Source organism: Chryseobacterium lathyri (assembly GCF_003290185.1).
GTDB classification, from domain to species: Bacteria; Bacteroidota; Bacteroidia; order Flavobacteriales; family Weeksellaceae; genus Chryseobacterium; species Chryseobacterium lathyri.
In genome coordinates, this window is sequence record NZ_QNFY01000014.1 from 64,971 (window position 1) to 81,203 (window position 16,233).

At 37.5% G+C, this 16,233-nt stretch carries 15 protein-coding genes; 10 read left to right on the forward strand and 5 right to left on the reverse strand.

Annotated features, from left to right (window positions below):
• Positions 1-17 precede the first annotated feature (17 nt).
• Positions 18-356: a hypothetical protein gene (locus DRF61_RS18455; RefSeq protein WP_111959784.1), complete on the reverse strand. Its 339-nt coding sequence runs from the start codon at positions 354-356 to the stop codon at positions 18-20.
• Between the two features lie 654 nt (positions 357-1,010).
• Here DRF61_RS18455 and DRF61_RS18460 point away from each other — a divergent pair.
• The 3 genes from DRF61_RS18460 (at position 1,011) to DRF61_RS18470 (ending at position 7,872) form a co-directional block, all read left to right on the forward strand.
• Complete coding sequence (locus tag DRF61_RS18460) at positions 1,011-3,878, forward strand: SusC/RagA family TonB-linked outer membrane protein (RefSeq protein ID WP_157963405.1); 2,868 nt, start codon at positions 1,011-1,013, stop codon at positions 3,876-3,878.
• An 81-nt stretch (positions 3,879-3,959) separates the two neighbouring features.
• Complete coding sequence (locus DRF61_RS18465; RefSeq protein ID WP_238601923.1) at positions 3,960-5,345, forward strand: RagB/SusD family nutrient uptake outer membrane protein; 1,386 nt, start codon at positions 3,960-3,962, stop codon at positions 5,343-5,345.
• A gap of 34 nt (positions 5,346-5,379) precedes the next feature.
• Positions 5,380-7,872 (forward strand): alpha/beta hydrolase family protein, encoded by a 2,493-nt coding sequence (locus tag DRF61_RS18470; protein ID WP_157963406.1) that lies wholly within the window; start codon positions 5,380-5,382, stop codon positions 7,870-7,872.
• Positions 7,873-7,903: 31 nt separating this feature from the next.
• On the opposite strand, the gene DRF61_RS18475 is transcribed toward DRF61_RS18470, so the two are convergent.
• Genes DRF61_RS18475 through DRF61_RS18485 form a run of 4 tightly spaced genes read right to left on the reverse strand, consistent with a single transcriptional unit; the run spans position 7,904 to position 10,117 of the window.
• A complete protein-coding gene (locus DRF61_RS18475; protein WP_111959790.1) occupies positions 7,904-8,173 on the reverse strand; it encodes a DUF6520 family protein in 270 nt (89 codons plus the stop codon).
• Between the two features lie 13 nt (positions 8,174-8,186).
• Positions 8,187-9,695 (reverse strand): MauE/DoxX family redox-associated membrane protein, encoded by a 1,509-nt coding sequence (locus DRF61_RS18480; protein WP_111959792.1) that lies wholly within the window; start codon positions 9,693-9,695, stop codon positions 8,187-8,189.
• Between the two features lie 9 nt (positions 9,696-9,704).
• The gene (locus DRF61_RS22705) at positions 9,705-9,872 is read right to left on the reverse strand and encodes a hypothetical protein (protein WP_157963407.1); all 168 of its coding nucleotides are present in this window, start codon (positions 9,870-9,872) and stop codon (positions 9,705-9,707) included.
• A gap of 17 nt (positions 9,873-9,889) precedes the next feature.
• The gene (locus tag DRF61_RS18485) at positions 9,890-10,117 is read right to left on the reverse strand and encodes a hypothetical protein (protein WP_111959794.1); all 228 of its coding nucleotides are present in this window, start codon (positions 10,115-10,117) and stop codon (positions 9,890-9,892) included.
• A gap of 305 nt (positions 10,118-10,422) precedes the next feature.
• Between DRF61_RS18485 and DRF61_RS18490 the strand changes: the two genes are divergently transcribed.
• The 7 genes from DRF61_RS18490 to DRF61_RS18520 all read left to right on the forward strand — a co-directional run bounded on the left by DRF61_RS18490 (position 10,423) and on the right by DRF61_RS18520 (position 16,058).
• Positions 10,423-12,066 carry a helix-turn-helix domain-containing protein gene (locus DRF61_RS18490; RefSeq protein ID WP_146896934.1) on the forward strand — a complete coding sequence of 548 codons (1,644 nt, stop codon included), beginning with the start codon at positions 10,423-10,425 and terminating at the stop codon, positions 12,064-12,066.
• Positions 12,067-12,253: 187 nt separating this feature from the next.
• Positions 12,254-12,985: an RteC domain-containing protein gene (locus DRF61_RS18495; protein ID WP_228452559.1), complete on the forward strand. Its 732-nt coding sequence runs from the start codon at positions 12,254-12,256 to the stop codon at positions 12,983-12,985.
• Between the two features lie 164 nt (positions 12,986-13,149).
• Entirely contained in the window at positions 13,150-13,410 is a 261-nt protein-coding gene (locus DRF61_RS18500) for a helix-turn-helix domain-containing protein (protein WP_111959800.1), read from the forward strand.
• A gap of 19 nt (positions 13,411-13,429) precedes the next feature.
• Positions 13,430-13,969: a hypothetical protein gene (locus tag DRF61_RS18505; protein WP_111959802.1), complete on the forward strand. Its 540-nt coding sequence runs from the start codon at positions 13,430-13,432 to the stop codon at positions 13,967-13,969.
• 17 nt (positions 13,970-13,986) lie between these two features.
• Positions 13,987-14,238, forward strand: a complete 252-nt coding sequence (locus DRF61_RS18510; protein ID WP_111959804.1) for a DUF3853 family protein — start codon at positions 13,987-13,989, stop codon at positions 14,236-14,238.
• Between the two features lie 2 nt (positions 14,239-14,240).
• Positions 14,241-14,948: a hypothetical protein gene (locus DRF61_RS18515; RefSeq protein WP_111959806.1), complete on the forward strand. Its 708-nt coding sequence runs from the start codon at positions 14,241-14,243 to the stop codon at positions 14,946-14,948.
• Positions 14,949-14,960: 12 nt separating this feature from the next.
• Entirely contained in the window at positions 14,961-16,058 is a 1,098-nt protein-coding gene (locus tag DRF61_RS18520) for a hypothetical protein (protein WP_111959808.1), read from the forward strand.
• Positions 16,059-16,233: the final 175 nt, after the last annotated feature.

Genomic DNA, 16,233 nt, shown 5'->3' on the forward strand with positions numbered 1-16,233 from the left:
ATCTTAACAGTATAAAACTAAAAGCTAGATTTCTTATCTAGAATATTTTTTTTAAATTCTGAAATGTGCTCATCTGTTATCTTACAATATTGCTGACCAAAGTCTATCATTGTATAACCCATTGACTCAACAATAAGAACAATAGTTGCCATCGTTGACCTTTTCTTTCCACTAAAAGCACCATTTACTGTGGCTTTGGTCAGTTCTGAATTAGAGTTTGCAGCTATTTTATCATAACTATTGACTATGTCTACACTACCATCCGATTTCGCTGAGGAACTCTTATTGTTACTAAGCATTTTACGTAAAGTAATCGCGGTTTTTATAATTATAATTTTTTCACTTTCTTTAATCATAAATGCAATTAAGCACATAATGAAAAATATTTTGGTATAGTTTTGTATACCAAAATATTTTTTCTTATCTTTGTAAAAGAAGTTACTTAATTGTAATTTTGCGAAACTTCAAAAAATATTAGAAGCTATTCGCTTAGAATCTTGTATCAGAAAACTGGCACTTTTCATTTTACCACAAGACAATAAGCAGATTGCTCACGTTCTAGGCGTGGGCTCTCTTATTCGTGGTAAAGGGTATGCCAGTACCTCTGATACGGTAGGTAGAGTTCCACGCTGTTTTTTTCCAATGATGCCCGCCTTCTCTACATTTCTCTAAGCTGCTTTTACTATAAAGATTAGATAGGATACAATGGCAGCGCAACCATTGGAGCTTTACAGTTCACACTCGAGGTTAATTTCATTCATATTAATTCTTTATGATGTGTTTAGGTTGGAGGTTTTGTAATCTCCTAAAACTTCCTCCTAGACAATATTTAAAAACACAATGTAACCATAAAAGACCATCAAATGAAAATAAGCAGCACCTATTATAATGATACTTAGTTATCTTTTTGTTACAGAACAATAAGAAATAAAAAGCCCTTTCCTTTGAAGTTGACCGCTTGGCAGGAAAGAGCAGTTAGTTATAATAAGTTTATTAAACCCAACAAATTTATGAAAAAATCCTATACCAGTATAGGGAGCATTTCTATTGCCTTTATGCTGACGGTTGCAGGGAGCTCTTTTCAGGCGCAGGTGTGGGGAAGTACAGATACTATTTCCCGAAAGAATACCACAGAAGCTGTTGTACTCAGGAAAAGAGCCGATACTTTGTCCCCCTCAGATAGGGTAAGATCAGAAAAAGTAAGCCACATTGAAGAAGTAGTCCTTAATGCCGGATATTATAAGGTAAAAGACAAAGAACGTACCGGAAGCATTGCCAAAGTATCAGCTAAGGATATCGAGAATCAGCCTGTAGCCAATGTACTTTCTACAGTCCAGGGAAGAATGTCAGGGGTAAGCATTACCCAGAATACCGGAACACCCGGAGGCGGGTTTGACATCCAGATCAGGGGAAAGAACAGTATCCGCCGTGAGGGAAATGAGCCTCTATACATTATAGATGGGGTTCCCCAGGCTTCTGAGACTCCTTCGCTGTATTCCAATAAAATCCTTCCGTGGTCCTCCATCAATCCCCTGAATGCCATCAACCCGAATGATATTGAGAGCTTTGAGATTTTAAAAGATGCGGATGCAACAGCCATTTACGGTTCAAGAGGAGCGAACGGAGTAATCATTGTAACGACAAAGAGGGGAAAGAAAGGAAGGTCTGAACTTAAGCTCAACACTTCATATTCCTTAAGCAGGATTATACGACCTATGGAAATGATGAATACGGAGCAGTACATCAGTATGCGCCGTCAGGCATTTCAGAATGATAATGTGCCTTATCCCGCCACCATGTATGATATCAACGGTACTTGGGATCAGTCCCGCTATACGGACTGGCAAAAGGAGTTGATTGGAGGTACGGCTGAATCCTATGCGGTACAGCTTTCGATGAGTGGTGGTTCTGAGAATATGACGTATCAGATCAGCTATGGCCATAATGAGCAGGGTACTGTTTTACCTGCGGATTTCAGGTACAAGACCAATACCATTAATGCCAATTTCAGCTATTATACGCCTGACCGCAGGTTGGAATTCAATTTCGTCAATACATTCTCTTTTCAGAACAATAACGTTCAGAATGATGATATGACTTCTAAAGCTATTGGGCTGAGTCCCAATGCTCCTGAATTATATACCTCTGATGGAGGTATCAATTGGGAAGACGGAACTTTCACCAATCCTGTAGCCTCCCTGTTGAGCGAGTATCGGAATAAGACTGCATTTTTTAATAACGGACTCAATGTGTCTTATAAGCTGTTTCCATTTCTTTCGGTAAAGATGAATGCGGGGATCAGCTATCAGAATTTTGAAGAACGTTCGTTAAAACCTCATACTATTAATAACCCATCTTTCGGGCAGACGAGTTTGAACTCGACATCATCGAAGAATAATCAGGTGAATTTCTCTTATATTCTGGAACCGCAGATTGTCGGCAGTTATACGATGGGAAATCACCGGTTTGAAGCGTTGGTGGGAGCAACACTTCAGAAAACACAGGCTGATCAGGGGGCGATTTCAGGCAGGGGATTTGAGAGCAATGCACTGATTGATAATATTGGGGCGTCCAATGTGAAGACTATATCAGATCAGGTACGCAGTGAATATAATTATACTGCGGTGTTTGCAAGGTTCAATTATCAGCTAAAGAAAAGGTATATCCTGAATCTTACCGGAAGGCGGGATGGTTCCAGCCGTTTTGGTCCGAGTAACCGTTTCGGGAATTTCGGAGCGATAGGGGGAGCGTGGCTGTTTTCAGAAGAAGGTTTTCTGTCAGAATTAAAATGGCTGAGTCATGGAAAGATACGCGGGAGTATGGGAACAACAGGAAATGACAAGATAGGAGACTATCAGTACCTCGATACCTATATCATATCATCGGGTATTTACAACGGTCAGACCGCTTTAAACCCGGCACGCCTGTATAACCCTAATTTTAGCTGGGAAAAGACGTTGAAAAAAGAACTGGCTGTTGAGCTTGGACTCTGGAACGGGAGATTTAATTTCTCAGGTGCATATTATGAAAATACCTCATCGAATCAGCTGGTTGGTATACCGCTTCCTGCTACCACCGGGTTTTCATCCATTCAATCGAACCTTCCGGCTAAAATCAGGAATACGGGATGGGAATTTGATGCTTCTCTGCAGGTGTTTAGAAAAGGAAAGTTCAGATACGATACTTCAGTTAACCTGAGTATTCCTAAAAATACGTTGGTGGAGTTTCCTAACCTTGAAGGCTCTACCTATTCCAATCAGTATGTAGTCGGCCATCCTGTGACGATTGCCCGGGTATATCAGTATGAAGGGATTGATCCAGCAACGGGATTATTCAGGTTTAAGGATTTTAATGGTGACGGGAAGATTAATTCCCCTGATGATAATAAAGCTGTTGAAAAATTAGGAGTACGGTTCTTTGGGGGATGGTCGAATAACCTGAGGTTCGGGAATTGGTCTGCTTCTTTTCTCTGGCAGTTTGTTAAGCAGAGAAACTGGAGCTACAACCGTTTGATGCCAATGCCGGGAATTCTTAACAATCAGCCTGTAGAAGCACTGAATGTATGGTCTGCTTCAAATCCTGATGGACAGTATATGCCGTACTCAGCAGGATACAATTCGCAGAAACTTTCACTGCACGGGTTCTTTCAGAATTCCACTGCTGCGATAAGTGATGCTTCTTTTATCAGGCTTAAGAATGTCCAGATCAGCTATAAGATTCCTGTGAAAGAAATGGGGATTAAAGAAGCAATGGTCTATTTTCAGGGGCAAAACCTGCTGACCATTACGAAATACTTCGGTATGGATCCTGAGTTCTACCTTGTTGGATTCCTTCCGCCATTAAAAACTTACTCTCTTGGGTTTCAGATTACGTTTTAACATTCGTGGTCTGGAATCAGAGAGTTTTTAGGTCCACCTACTTATAATTTAGTCACTATACCAATCCTAATAATTATTGTAATGAAAAATATATTCAACCATATCATATGCTTTCTACTGATGCTGCTGACGGCTTTAAGTACAATATCATGTGAAAAATTTGTAGAAACAGATTTTCCGAATAACCAGCTGGCAACAGAAATGATTTTTGAAGATGAAAAAACAGCGGATGCTGCCCTGGCGGGTCTGTATTCCGCTCTATGGACAAGCTCGGTAGTCAGTGGAACTTCCGATGGTTCCGGTGCTTTACTGGGAACCTATACCGATGATATTACGTGTGTGTTCACCTCTGCCGGAAATTCTGTTCTTGATATTTATAATAATAACCCCCTGCCTACGAATGCTACTATCAGCCTGGTTTGGACCAATGCTTATCAGCAGATCTACATGGCCAACAGCATTATCAGTGGCGTAGAAAAATCCAAAAGCCTTTCTCCGTCTTCAAAAGCGCGGATAAGAGGTGAGGCTATATTTATCCGCTCATTGATTTACTATTATCTGTATCAGATGTTTGGGGAAATTCCCTACACGGATACTACAGATTATTTATACAACAGTACGTTGAAGAGAATGCCAAAAGATCAGTTCCTGGTTCGGTTGGAAACCGATATGTCGGAAGCCGTTAATCTTCTGCCGTCATCCTATAGACATGCAGAACGAATCTATGTCAATAAAGCAGTGGGCTATGTCCTGCTTGCCAGGATGAAAATGATGCTCGGAAAATGGCAGGAAGCGGAAGTGATTAGCCAGACGATTATTCAAAGTTCAGATTTTGTTTTTCAGAATGACATCACCAAAATTTTTCAAAAGTCAGGAAAGCATATTATCTGGCAGCTAAAACCAAAAAATAATACTGATGCCACTCTGGAAGCGGTTATGTATAATTTCACAGGTGCTCCGACTTCTTTTGTTCTTAACCCTGATTTGATCAGTTCTTTTGCTGCTGATGATTTGCGCAGGCAGAATTATTTTACCGCTGTGGTGTTTGGTTCCCAGACGAATTATAAACAAACTAAATACAAGATAACTACCGCCACTAATACAACAGAGTATTCTATCGTCTACAGGTTAGAAGATGTTTATCTGATGCTTGCAGAATCTTTATTAAGACAGAATAAAACATCTCTGGCAGTTCCTTTCATCAATTTTACAAGACAGAGAGCCGGCCTTTCTGCCCTGAGCAGTTCTATTTCACAGGCTCAGGCGTTTTTGGAATTGAAAGCAGAAAGAAGGAAGGAATTTTTTGCTGAACATGGAACCCGTTTTATGGATCTTAAAAGATGGGGCGAATTGGATCAGTTACAGTCAGTAAAGCCGAACTGGAAAACTACGAATCAGTTTCTTCCCCTTCCACAGAAGGAAATGCTGTTGAACAGTAACCTCACACCACAGAATGATGGGTATTAATTGTACAGTCATGGAGTTGAAAATGAGGATAAATATGAAAAAGATATTTCAAAAGAAATGGGGAGTTTTAGCTTTTATGCTGCTGCTGGTACTGTTGTGCACGGAAAATCTGTTTGCACAAAAGTATGAACATCTCGAGAAGCTTGTGAATGCCACTGAAGAAATGCAGTTTCCTGAAGCTTCTGAGAATGGAAGATGGCTGGCATGGTATATTGTATCGGCAGGCGGGGCAAAAAAGATGATGGTTCAAAACGTCAACGATTCTAAAAAAACATTTGAAAGAAAAAATATCGTTTATTTTCAGTTTGTCAAGAACAATCTTGCTGTTCAGGCAGGAGGCAACCTTGAATTTCTGAATCCTGAAACAGGAAAATCACAATTTTTGAATGGGGTCAGCAAGTTTTTGTATGATAGGAAGCATGATAGGTTTGCAGTGCTTTACAATGAAGAAGGAGGAAAAAAGCTTGAAGTTTTTGATACCGATCTTAATTTAAGGCAGACCTTAGGAAATGTTCAGTATTTGTTTTCCCATAATGGCGAAACAATTTTGAGAATGAAAACAGGCAATGTCAATGAAGTGTATGTATTGAATAAAGGTAATTTTACAAATATCTTCTCCACAACAAATGAAGTGAAAAATATCATGACGCCCCCGACAATGGAAAGAGGGATTGTCATTGAATCAGAAAGTGCAGATCAGAAGTTGATTCATTATATTACTAAGGATAAAAAACAATTGATGCTCGATGTGAGCGGGTACAGGGATTATAGTTTAGTGGCGGTGGGTCCGTCATTCACAGATCATCGCATCGTTATTAAGCTGCAAAAGAAAGTAAAGTCCAAAACAGAGATGGTCAGCATCTGGTACGGAACTGATTTTGATCTCGCTGAGCATGACGGTGCTATTATAAAGTCAGTTCAGCTGGATTGGGATATAGTAAGAGGCGAGAAGACAGTCATGACCCGTCCGGGCTATTTTGGAGAAACGACTATTGGAAATAACTTATACCTTCTTTATGCTGTCGATAAGCAGCAGGTGGACAAAATGGATAAGGCTGGTGATAAAGGTAGCGATGAATTATATCTGTGGAATTCTTCCGGTAATAGCTATACCAAAATTGACGATGTGGATAAGCAGCTGGTTATATCGCCTACCGGAAAATATTTAGTTATTCAGAATGCACATAAATGGCAGCTTTATAACACAGTTACCTTAAAGATGGAGGACTTAGATGCCAGTGAAAAGATGATTCCTTATTTTACTTCTGATACAGATATTCTATGGGTCGGCGGAAATAGGATAGCCATGCAGGATTTAAATTCTAAAAAAAATACAGATTTATATCGTGGGACAAATGTTACTATTGAGTTGATTGATTTTGATAAAACGACTACAGAACTTGGTTTCAGACGTGACTTCAGGAAAGTGGATTTGACCAAAAGTTTGGTTCTTCAAATAACTGATAAATCCAATGATCATATGTCCTATGCTTATTTCAGGAACAGGAAGCTACATGTGATTTGCCCCTCTACAGGAGATGGGGTCTCTGGGTTTAAAAGACTGGGAAATAAGGAAGATTATTATTGGGTGGAAGAAAATTACAATAAGCGTCCCGGATTGGTTGTCAAGAGGGGAAGATCCACACCGAAAGTTATTTATAGATCAGATCCTGCCAACGAAAAATATGAACAGACGGAACTGATCAGGTTTTCCTATAAAGGTTCAGATGGTGAAAAAATTAAAGGTAATTTATTTATGCCGCTGGGTTATGACCGGGCTAAGAAATATCCGGTGGTGGTGCATATTTATGAAAAGCAGGATTATTTAACAAAAAGGTTCTTAAGACCTTCCTTCGCTAATCAGACAGGCTACAATATTCCTTTGCTGATGGAAGAGGGCTTTGCGGTGCTGCTTGCCGATATTTCCCAATCTGATAAAGGGGCAGGAATCTCCGCATTGGAAAGTATTAATAATGCTTTGGATGAGATACAGAACTTTAAAAATATAGATATGAGTAAAGTAGGATTGATTGGACAGTCCTTTGGAGGATATCAGACTAATTTTATTGCAACCCACTCCAACCGTTTTGCTGCCTATGTTTCAGGTGCTGCGGTGTCGGATGTTATTCGTACTTATTATGCATACAATCATCATTTTAAAGCTCCGGATTATTATCGGTACGAAGGCCGTCAATACTGGTTCAGAGATACGGTTGCTCAGAATCCTGAAAAGTACATCAAAAATAATCCGATAATGTTTGTTCAGAATGTGAGCGCTCCGATGCTGTTGTGGACAGGGACCGATGATGGAAATGTAAGCCCGGAAGGAACTAAATCAATGTTTATTGCTTTGAGAAAATATAGAAAACCTGTTATTGCGTTGTTTTATGATAAAGAAAAGCATGTTATGGGGAAATACGAAACTCAGAAAGATTTAACGGTTAAGATTTTAGATTGGTTTAATTATCATTTGAAGGGTCAAAGAAATATTCCCTGGATACAAAAATATATAAAGGGTGCTGAATAGCACCCTTCTTTTAATGGTTGATTAATTGTCGTTAGGGAATTCTGAATAATTCAGTCTCACAGCTTGATTCATAAAGCTGATGAACCCCTGTTGATTCAGTAATCTCGCACGGGTTGCCTGTGTTAACCGTAGAACATTGTACACTAGTCATTACACAGGGATTTTCTGGATTTTCCAGATCGATTTTCCATCCTGGAATTTCTGCTTTCTTTGTTTCTGATGCTAAACTTGTAGCATACGCACTGCCTGCCCCGATAAACAGGATTGCTAATGGCAATGCGATTTGTCTGATTTTTTTCATTGTTATAAATTTATTATTGGTGCCTACTCTGATTCAGGTTTTCGGCTTCCCCTGAAATGAAATGTTGCATGATGTTTTGCGCAAAACGATATCTGATCAGTTCATTTTCGATAATTAAATAGAGGCAGTTGTCATGTACAGTAAACTGTACGTGCTGTCCCTCATTTCTGTTGGGAACGGATATGCTTCCCAAGTACTTCTGTTCGCTGGTGGAATACAGATCCAAGATAATTGACCTTCTTCCTCTATCTTTTTCTAACTTTCCTCGACGGTCTGATTCAATGAATAATACATTTTTATAAGCAAAAGATCTTTTGTTGATAATAAGTGGATTATTCAATTTTTTGTTTCCATTCGATAAGTGGGAAAGACCCAGCTTTGGAATGGTGACAGTATCGATTGTTTTATAAAGCTGTTTGGAAGTCAGTGATTTATCAGTAACCATAAACTTGTTTTTATAATGATATACATAGACAATTTTTCCTGTAGACCGATCATAATTTAGGTCTCCGTCAGGTTCAAAAAATCCTTCTTGCATTTTGTCAAGTAATTCTGGTTTCAACATCACTGAATCTTTACCTCCCCTGCTTAAGATTCCCAGCGTCTGAATCTGCCTTTTACGATGGTACGCAGCAATTACAAAATGGTCTTTGTCCAGATTTCTGATTTTTCGGAAATAGGTTTTCCCAATGTTTTGTTCTTTTAAATTGATGATATTTGTGCCTTCAAAAATAATGGGAACAGTTCCGTCGTAGAAATAGGTGACACTATCTATAACCTCAATCATTGGTCTCCTGATTCGTAGGTCTTTATGATCTAAAGAAAGATTTGACTGTGCTACTGCTTTCATTCCGAAAACTTTAGTCAGTAAAGCCGGAGCTGTATAGTTACCTAGATAGATGGTATCTGCATTAAAGCCGGCAAAATAATAGGAATTTAGTTTTAAGTCATACGTTTTATCTTTCAAAATAGGATGTTGTAAAAACCTTCTTTGAAACCCATTGTCTCGTTTGATTAAATATTCTGATTTCTGATAAAGGAAAAACATCCCTACTGAACATAGACCAGCAGAAAAAATAAGTGTTATAATAGTTTTAGATCTACCGATTTTTATCTCTTCAGCCAGCAGAATCGCACTAACGGCAAACGCGATGCATACGATGTTAAAAATAAGATGTGTGTTCCAATCCATTTTTTCAAGGATGCCTCCGCACGAACATGGAATAAATTCACTAAAATTCAGAATCAGATAAATATAAACAGTGAAAAGAACCATTAGAATGTAAGCTCCGAATAATCCTGCTATCCTTGTCTTCCTGAAGATCAAAAGAAAACAGACCAATAGTTCTAAAGCCAAAATTCCATATGTAATCACTACAGCATAAGCACTTAATAGTGGTGATTGAGCGATCTGTACCTGAAAGTTTTCGAAGTCCAAAATTTTACTGATTGCTGCGTAGCAAAACAGGAGGATAAAAAAGTAAGCAATCCATACTGGTAGCTGTGTCAGTTTCTTTTTCATAGTAAGATTTTAACAATGGTATAATAATATCCAGCGTACTTTCGCGCCACAATAGGTAGGCATAGCAGATTTTTCATTGACCGTAATGGTAGTAGTGAGAGGTCCTATGGTTTTCCATATTCCACTAACGGGACAGTTCTTTCCTGATTCAATGATGAGTGGCTGTTGAGTTTCCATACTGGTTCAAAATTTGGTTACTTACCGGCTTTCCAGTTGTCCCGATCCTTTGGAGGATCGGTTTCATTTATTTCCGGTTCTTTTCCAAGTTCAGTACTGTCTGATTTTAAGACAATTCTTTCAGTCGTAATGATAGGCACATCCTCATATGGAACATGTGGAAGGCTTTCTTCGCGACAGGATATAATAACAATAGAAAGTAAAATTCCTGCAATAATATGCAGTGTCAATATTTTGGTTTTCATGATTTAGGGATTAAAAAATTAACAATCCCCGGCCGGTAGTTTTTTTAGAATTCTGAAAGCGAATTTAGAGCATGAATTTTTTGAAAAAAAAGGTTGGTTGGTACGATTTATAAATTTTCAGGGTACGATTTATAAATCGTACCAATGAATTCTTTTGTGTAATTATCTGTAAATCAAATTGTTTTAGTGGATTTATTAGGTGTAATTCCTAAAGTGCTGAAATAATTTTTTGCCTTGTCTATTTTGCTTAATTTTGAATCATATTTATAATATCATTAACATTATTTTGTTAAATTATTTTTATATTGAATAATATATTTTGTTTTTGTGTTTTCTTTTGCTTTTTGGTCAATGGTCAGAAATATTCTGATTACAGGGTACGCTATGATAATTTTGAAGAAAACGATGAACGTGCCCTTGAGTTTGTCAATGCATATATTAAAGAAGCGAAAACATTTAAAAATTATAAGGAGCTGACCCAGGCGTATCGGGACGCTGTCAGCTTTTCGAGAAATAAAAAAATAGAATACGCAGATAGTGCTGTATGGGCTGCTAACCAGGCATGTGACCCCGATCTTATTGGTAATTCCTATCTCACCAAAGGAAGTGTTTACTATTTTACCTACAGAAAATATCAGAAGGCTCTTGATGAGTATCTGAGGGCTTGGAAATACCTTAATGAAAGTAAAGATCCCTATCTACGTCACAAGAATATGTACCATATAGGGGTTGTCAAAAGTTATCTTGGATATTATGAGGAAGCGTTTACACTTTTTTCAAAATGCCGTTCCTATTATAGAGACACCTATGTGCCCTCAAATTTTCCGAATCTTCGATATAATATGAAGAAGGGTTATCTAAACAGCCTTCATCAGATGGGTATCTGCCTGTTTTATATGAAAAAAAGAAAAGAAGTTTCCCCACTCATTAATGAAGGATTACAGGCTTCAGCCGATGATAAAAATTTTTATATAGAAAGAAGTTATTTTTATAAGCTCAGCGGGATTTTAGCCTATCTAAGGGAGAAAGACAAAGAAGCCTTATATGACTTTAATATCGCTTTGGCAGGGATTGAAAAGAAAAGTGATTTTACCAATACATCGCTGATCTATTATTTAAAAGGTAAAATTCTCTTAAGAAATCATAAAAAAAATGAGGGTATTAATTATTTAGAAAAAGTAGATAGTATTTTCCTGAACCGAAATTTTGCCCATCCTTCGGTAAGAGAAGCTTTTGAGCTGCTTATCACACATTACAAGCATAAAAATGATAATAAGAAAGAACTGTATTATACCAAGCAGTTATTGCAATTTGACCGGGTGATGCATCATGATTTTAAATACCTTTCAGGAAAGATCATTAAAGAATATGATACTAATGACCTGCTTATATCCAAAAAAGAGTTAGAATCTTCTGCTTTTTACGGATATATTGTGGCCGGGATTTCTTTCGGTGCTCTGCTCGTGGTTTCTGCAAGGTATTATAAGGTAAGAAAAAGTGTTAAAAAGTACCAGATTCATGGTGATCAGACTTTAGGAGAAGAGGATAAAGATACGGTTCCAACCAAATTATCTAAGCTGCCTGAAAAGCTGGTAGAAGAAATATTGGATAAGCTCGAAATTATGGAGCAAAACAGATTTTATTTAGAAAAAGGGATTACCCAAAATCAGCTTGCCAAAAAGCTGAAAACGAATACCGCGTACTTATCGGAAGTAATCAATGAATATAAAGGAGCGAACTTTAGTACATACCTCAATCGCTTGCGGATCGAGTATGCTAAGGAAATGATAACAACCAGTGCACAATGGCGGAAGTACTCCATTGAAATCATAGCTCATGAATGTAGATTTTCCAACAGGTCCAATTTCTCCAAACTCTTTACTGAATTAACTACTTTCACTCCCCCTGAGTTTATTCAAAAGATTAAGGATGAGAACGGTGATCCTTAGCTTTATTATATTTCTTAACAGCTTTATCATTCTTAATAATTAAAAATTTCTACTTTTTATTTAAAATATGCATGCTAACTTGTTTTTTAAAAAGTGTAAGCGATTACAACTGAGTTTAGAGAAAAGGCTTGAACAGATCGGCTTTGAACAGAAGAATAACCCTATTGATTTATATGAGAGGTCATTAATGGAAATAGACTCTGTTATAAGAATCATTAAGCAGGAGGTAAGCTTACATGAGTTTTCGACTGTTGCGGACGAAGTATATTTTTTCAAGGAAATCAAGCCGGCTTTTATTTCGCAGTTTATTTATTTTTCAAAGCTTTTGTCGGTTGAAGCCGCTAAACCTAATGCAGGAGAGTTAAGCCTGAAAGAATATTTTGAATGCGAATTGGAAGTTTTGAAAAGTTTTTACGAAGACCATATCGATTTTTACGAGTATTATAGGCGTAAAGCCACCTATCTTGATCAAAAATATTTTGTTCGTAATCAGTTTGACCTGAAAACCAAAATAGCATCCGGCCTTTATGATTATGATGAAAAATTTGCTACTTCGCACGACCACCTTATTTCACAGATCATTGCCAATGACCGCTTGGAAAAATACCTTTTGAAATCCATTGCTGAAATTAACGTGTATGTATACGAAAAGATAACCGATAAATCTCCGCTCCAATGGTCGGCTTCAAAATCGGCCTTGGTGGAACTTTTATATGCGCTCCACAATACCCGCTCATTTAATGGGGGTAATATTGAATTTAGCGAGGTTATTAAATTTACTGAAAAGTCACTCAATATTAACCTGGGAAACTTTTATAAGACACTTCATGAGATAAAAAGCAGGAAAATTAACCCAACTAAATTCCTTCAGCACCTAAGTGATAATTTAAATCAATCTTTCCAAGAAGATGATCAATAGGCATTTTCCCCTGTTTCTACATTAAAAACCAAATTATCAGTTACTTTTTTATATTTCCTTTATTGATAAGGGTTATATAAAAATCTTTCGGTAGTACCGAAGACCTACCGAAAGAAATCCCGCCTGATTCCGAAAATTTGTCAAATAAAACAATTTTTGAAATTATGGCAATATCCATTATCACCAAAGAAGACCTTCAGCAATTCAAAATAGAGCTGCTGGAAGGGATTAAAGAATTACTTCAGGTAAGAACAATAGAACAAAAATTATGGCTTCGTACCTCCGAGGTCAAAAAACTACTGAATATTTCTTCAGGAACCTTACAGAATTTGAGGATTAACGGAACCCTTTCTTATACGAAGATAGGGGGGATCCTGTATTATAATTACAAGGATATTGAGAAATTGCTTACGGATTCTAAATAGTCACAGAAAACAGAAAATCATGAATCAGACTAAAGATATCATCAGTTTTTTCGGGTATGTCATTAAAGATAGCCGGATGTATCCTTCCCATATCAGTCTCTATGTAGCACTTTTCCAGTGTTGGAGCATGAACAGGTTTCAGAGCCCTTTTCGCATTTGTCGTGCAGAAGTTATGCAATTGGGCAGGGTAAAATCTTTAGGAACCTATCACAAGTGCATCAGAGAGCTACATTTGGCCGGATTTATTATGTATTTCCCCAGTTACGACCCTTATAAAGGAAGCTTAATTGAGATTGTAGATTTTGATCAGCCTGAATCATTAATAAACAAAACATTCTGGGAGCAAGAATTAACCATACAAAAGGTAAGCGTGTTTTCTGCACCTAAGCTTTATGAAGTAGAATTATATTTTAATGAACGTGATCTACCTTCTGCTCAGGCACATGAGTTTTATTCCTTTTATGATTCTCAGAATTGGAAATTAAGTTACGGGAAATTAATGAACAGCTGGCAGGCTGCTGCCAGGAATTGGATTTATAAGGAAAAAAAAGGTAGCTAAAATCAATAAAGAAAGGAATGAAAAAGATAGATCCGCAAACACCCCTTTGGAAACTGACAGTTGAGGAATTTTTGGAAATTGTCAAAAGTCTCAATTCGGAAAACAGGCATGAATACGGACTCAAGGGATTAGCGAAAGTGCTGGGATGTTCCGTTTCAAAGGCATCTGAAATAAAATCTTCCGGAATTTTGGATGAAGCCATCATACAAAAGGGGAAAATTATCATCATTGATAAGCAAAAAGTACTAGAGCTTTTTGGCAGGAAGTAGCGATGTATTATCAGGAGCTTATACAAAAGTTTTGGAAATTCAACCAAAAGGCACCGCTCAGTACCACTGCTGTAGCTATGTATCTGTATCTGCTGAAATTAGCGAACGATAATAACAGATATGATGTTACTGTTTCCGACGTAGCGATTGGTAATACACTAGGACTAACAAGAAAAACGGTAAAATCTGCAAGAGAAGTGCTGCTGAACTCAGGGCTGGTTCAGTATGAATGCAAAAACGGGTATTCCTGTTCTTATCGAATAGTTCTGGATTATCCTTTATCAATCCGCAGCCAAGAAAAAGGTCCGAAGGTAATAATCAAACATAACGACCCGACAGCAATTGAAGGAAAAAATGAAAATTTAGCATCGGTTGGTTTACCCGTCATAAGTACTCCCGAAATTACAGAACAGGAAGAGAAAGCATCCTTTTATAATGATAACGCTGAGCCTTTTAAAATGGTCAACAAGCCTTCTTTGGAGGAATTTATGGAGTTTGCCTATACGCTAAGTGGTTATGAAGTATCCATGGACTCTGACATTAGCGAAAAATACGCTTTGTGGAACAACAATGGTTGGTGCAATAATTTAGGAAAACCGATAACCAATTGGAAGTCCTCATTGAAAAATCTTTTGCCCTATATAAAAAACAGGACTAATAATGAACAACTGTCTTTAGAATCAATCCCTACTATCAAACCTCCAAAATAAAGCATTGAGATTATGGCTATTCCGGAAAAAGATTTAAAGCTTGTCAGAAAGGTATTTGAAGGTAAAGATGAGAGAATTCCAGAAAGAATACGCCTGGGCAATCATTTTGTGGACGATTTTATTTTTGAAGACCAAGAGGCCGCAGATATTCCGATTAATGCGCTACGTGTTATTTTTAACATTATTTCGATTATCAGCAGTGAGCAGTTCCGTCCAGAAGACCGTCCAAAGCAGCTCTCTTTGTTTGATGAAGAGTTTGAAACCGAAAATAACATTTTTGCATCAATTAAAATCAGGAACAATAAAATCTCTCCGAGTGGCTCAACCAAACAGGTTGTAGAAGCGTATGAGTTTCTTGCCCGGTTCAAAATGGGCTGGTATAAATCGGTAAATTTTAAAGGAAAAGAGATTAAAACATTTGGAGGGCTTATTTCAACACCAAGTTATGATGAGCGTGGATATACCAGCTTTCTTATCAGCAGCTACTGGCTGAAAAAGCTGATGATTATACCCGAATATAACTACATCCTGTACAATCTGGTGTATAATATCAGAAACAACAAGCATATTATTTTTGCCATCTGGCTTTCAAAACTTCCAGAAGGTGGAACCACCATGAAACTTTCGTCACTGAACAAAAAGTTTGGGCTGAACTATAAAACCGCGAATGATTTTTGTTTCAAGTTCCTCAAAACTGCAAAAATAAATTTCAACAGGTACAATACCCTTTCATTCAATTATCATTACAAAGGTGATTCTATTTTCATTCATCCTTTTTACAATAAAATGGTAAGCGGTACCGATATGTCGGAGCATACAGCAGAGAAATCAAAAATTGCAAAGAGACTCTACTATTTTCAGAAAAGGTATGGCCTGGGACAACGGGAAATGCTCCAGTTTTCCTACCAATACAAAACTATTCCGCAAACCCGTCAACTTATAGAAAAGGCTTTTGGCGAATTTATAAGGATGAACAGGCTGAAAGGGACAAAATCCACGAATTATCAGGGAACGGCTTTTTTAAAAAAAATACAGGAACTTATTTTACAGCTATACAGGGAAACAAAAATGGGGGAAATACTGCCCAACGGTTATCCCGTGATTCTCTGATTTCGGAATTGCGCTCATCCGTATTTCGGATTTGTACTCATTCGGAATTCGGAATTGCACTCGCTGAAGTTAAGAAAATGTTAAAATTTAAATTCTTATGAAGGTGATTTCGGAATTACGCTCATTCCGATATTGTAAAGCCATTGAAAATGACAAATACGTAAAAAAGAACAGA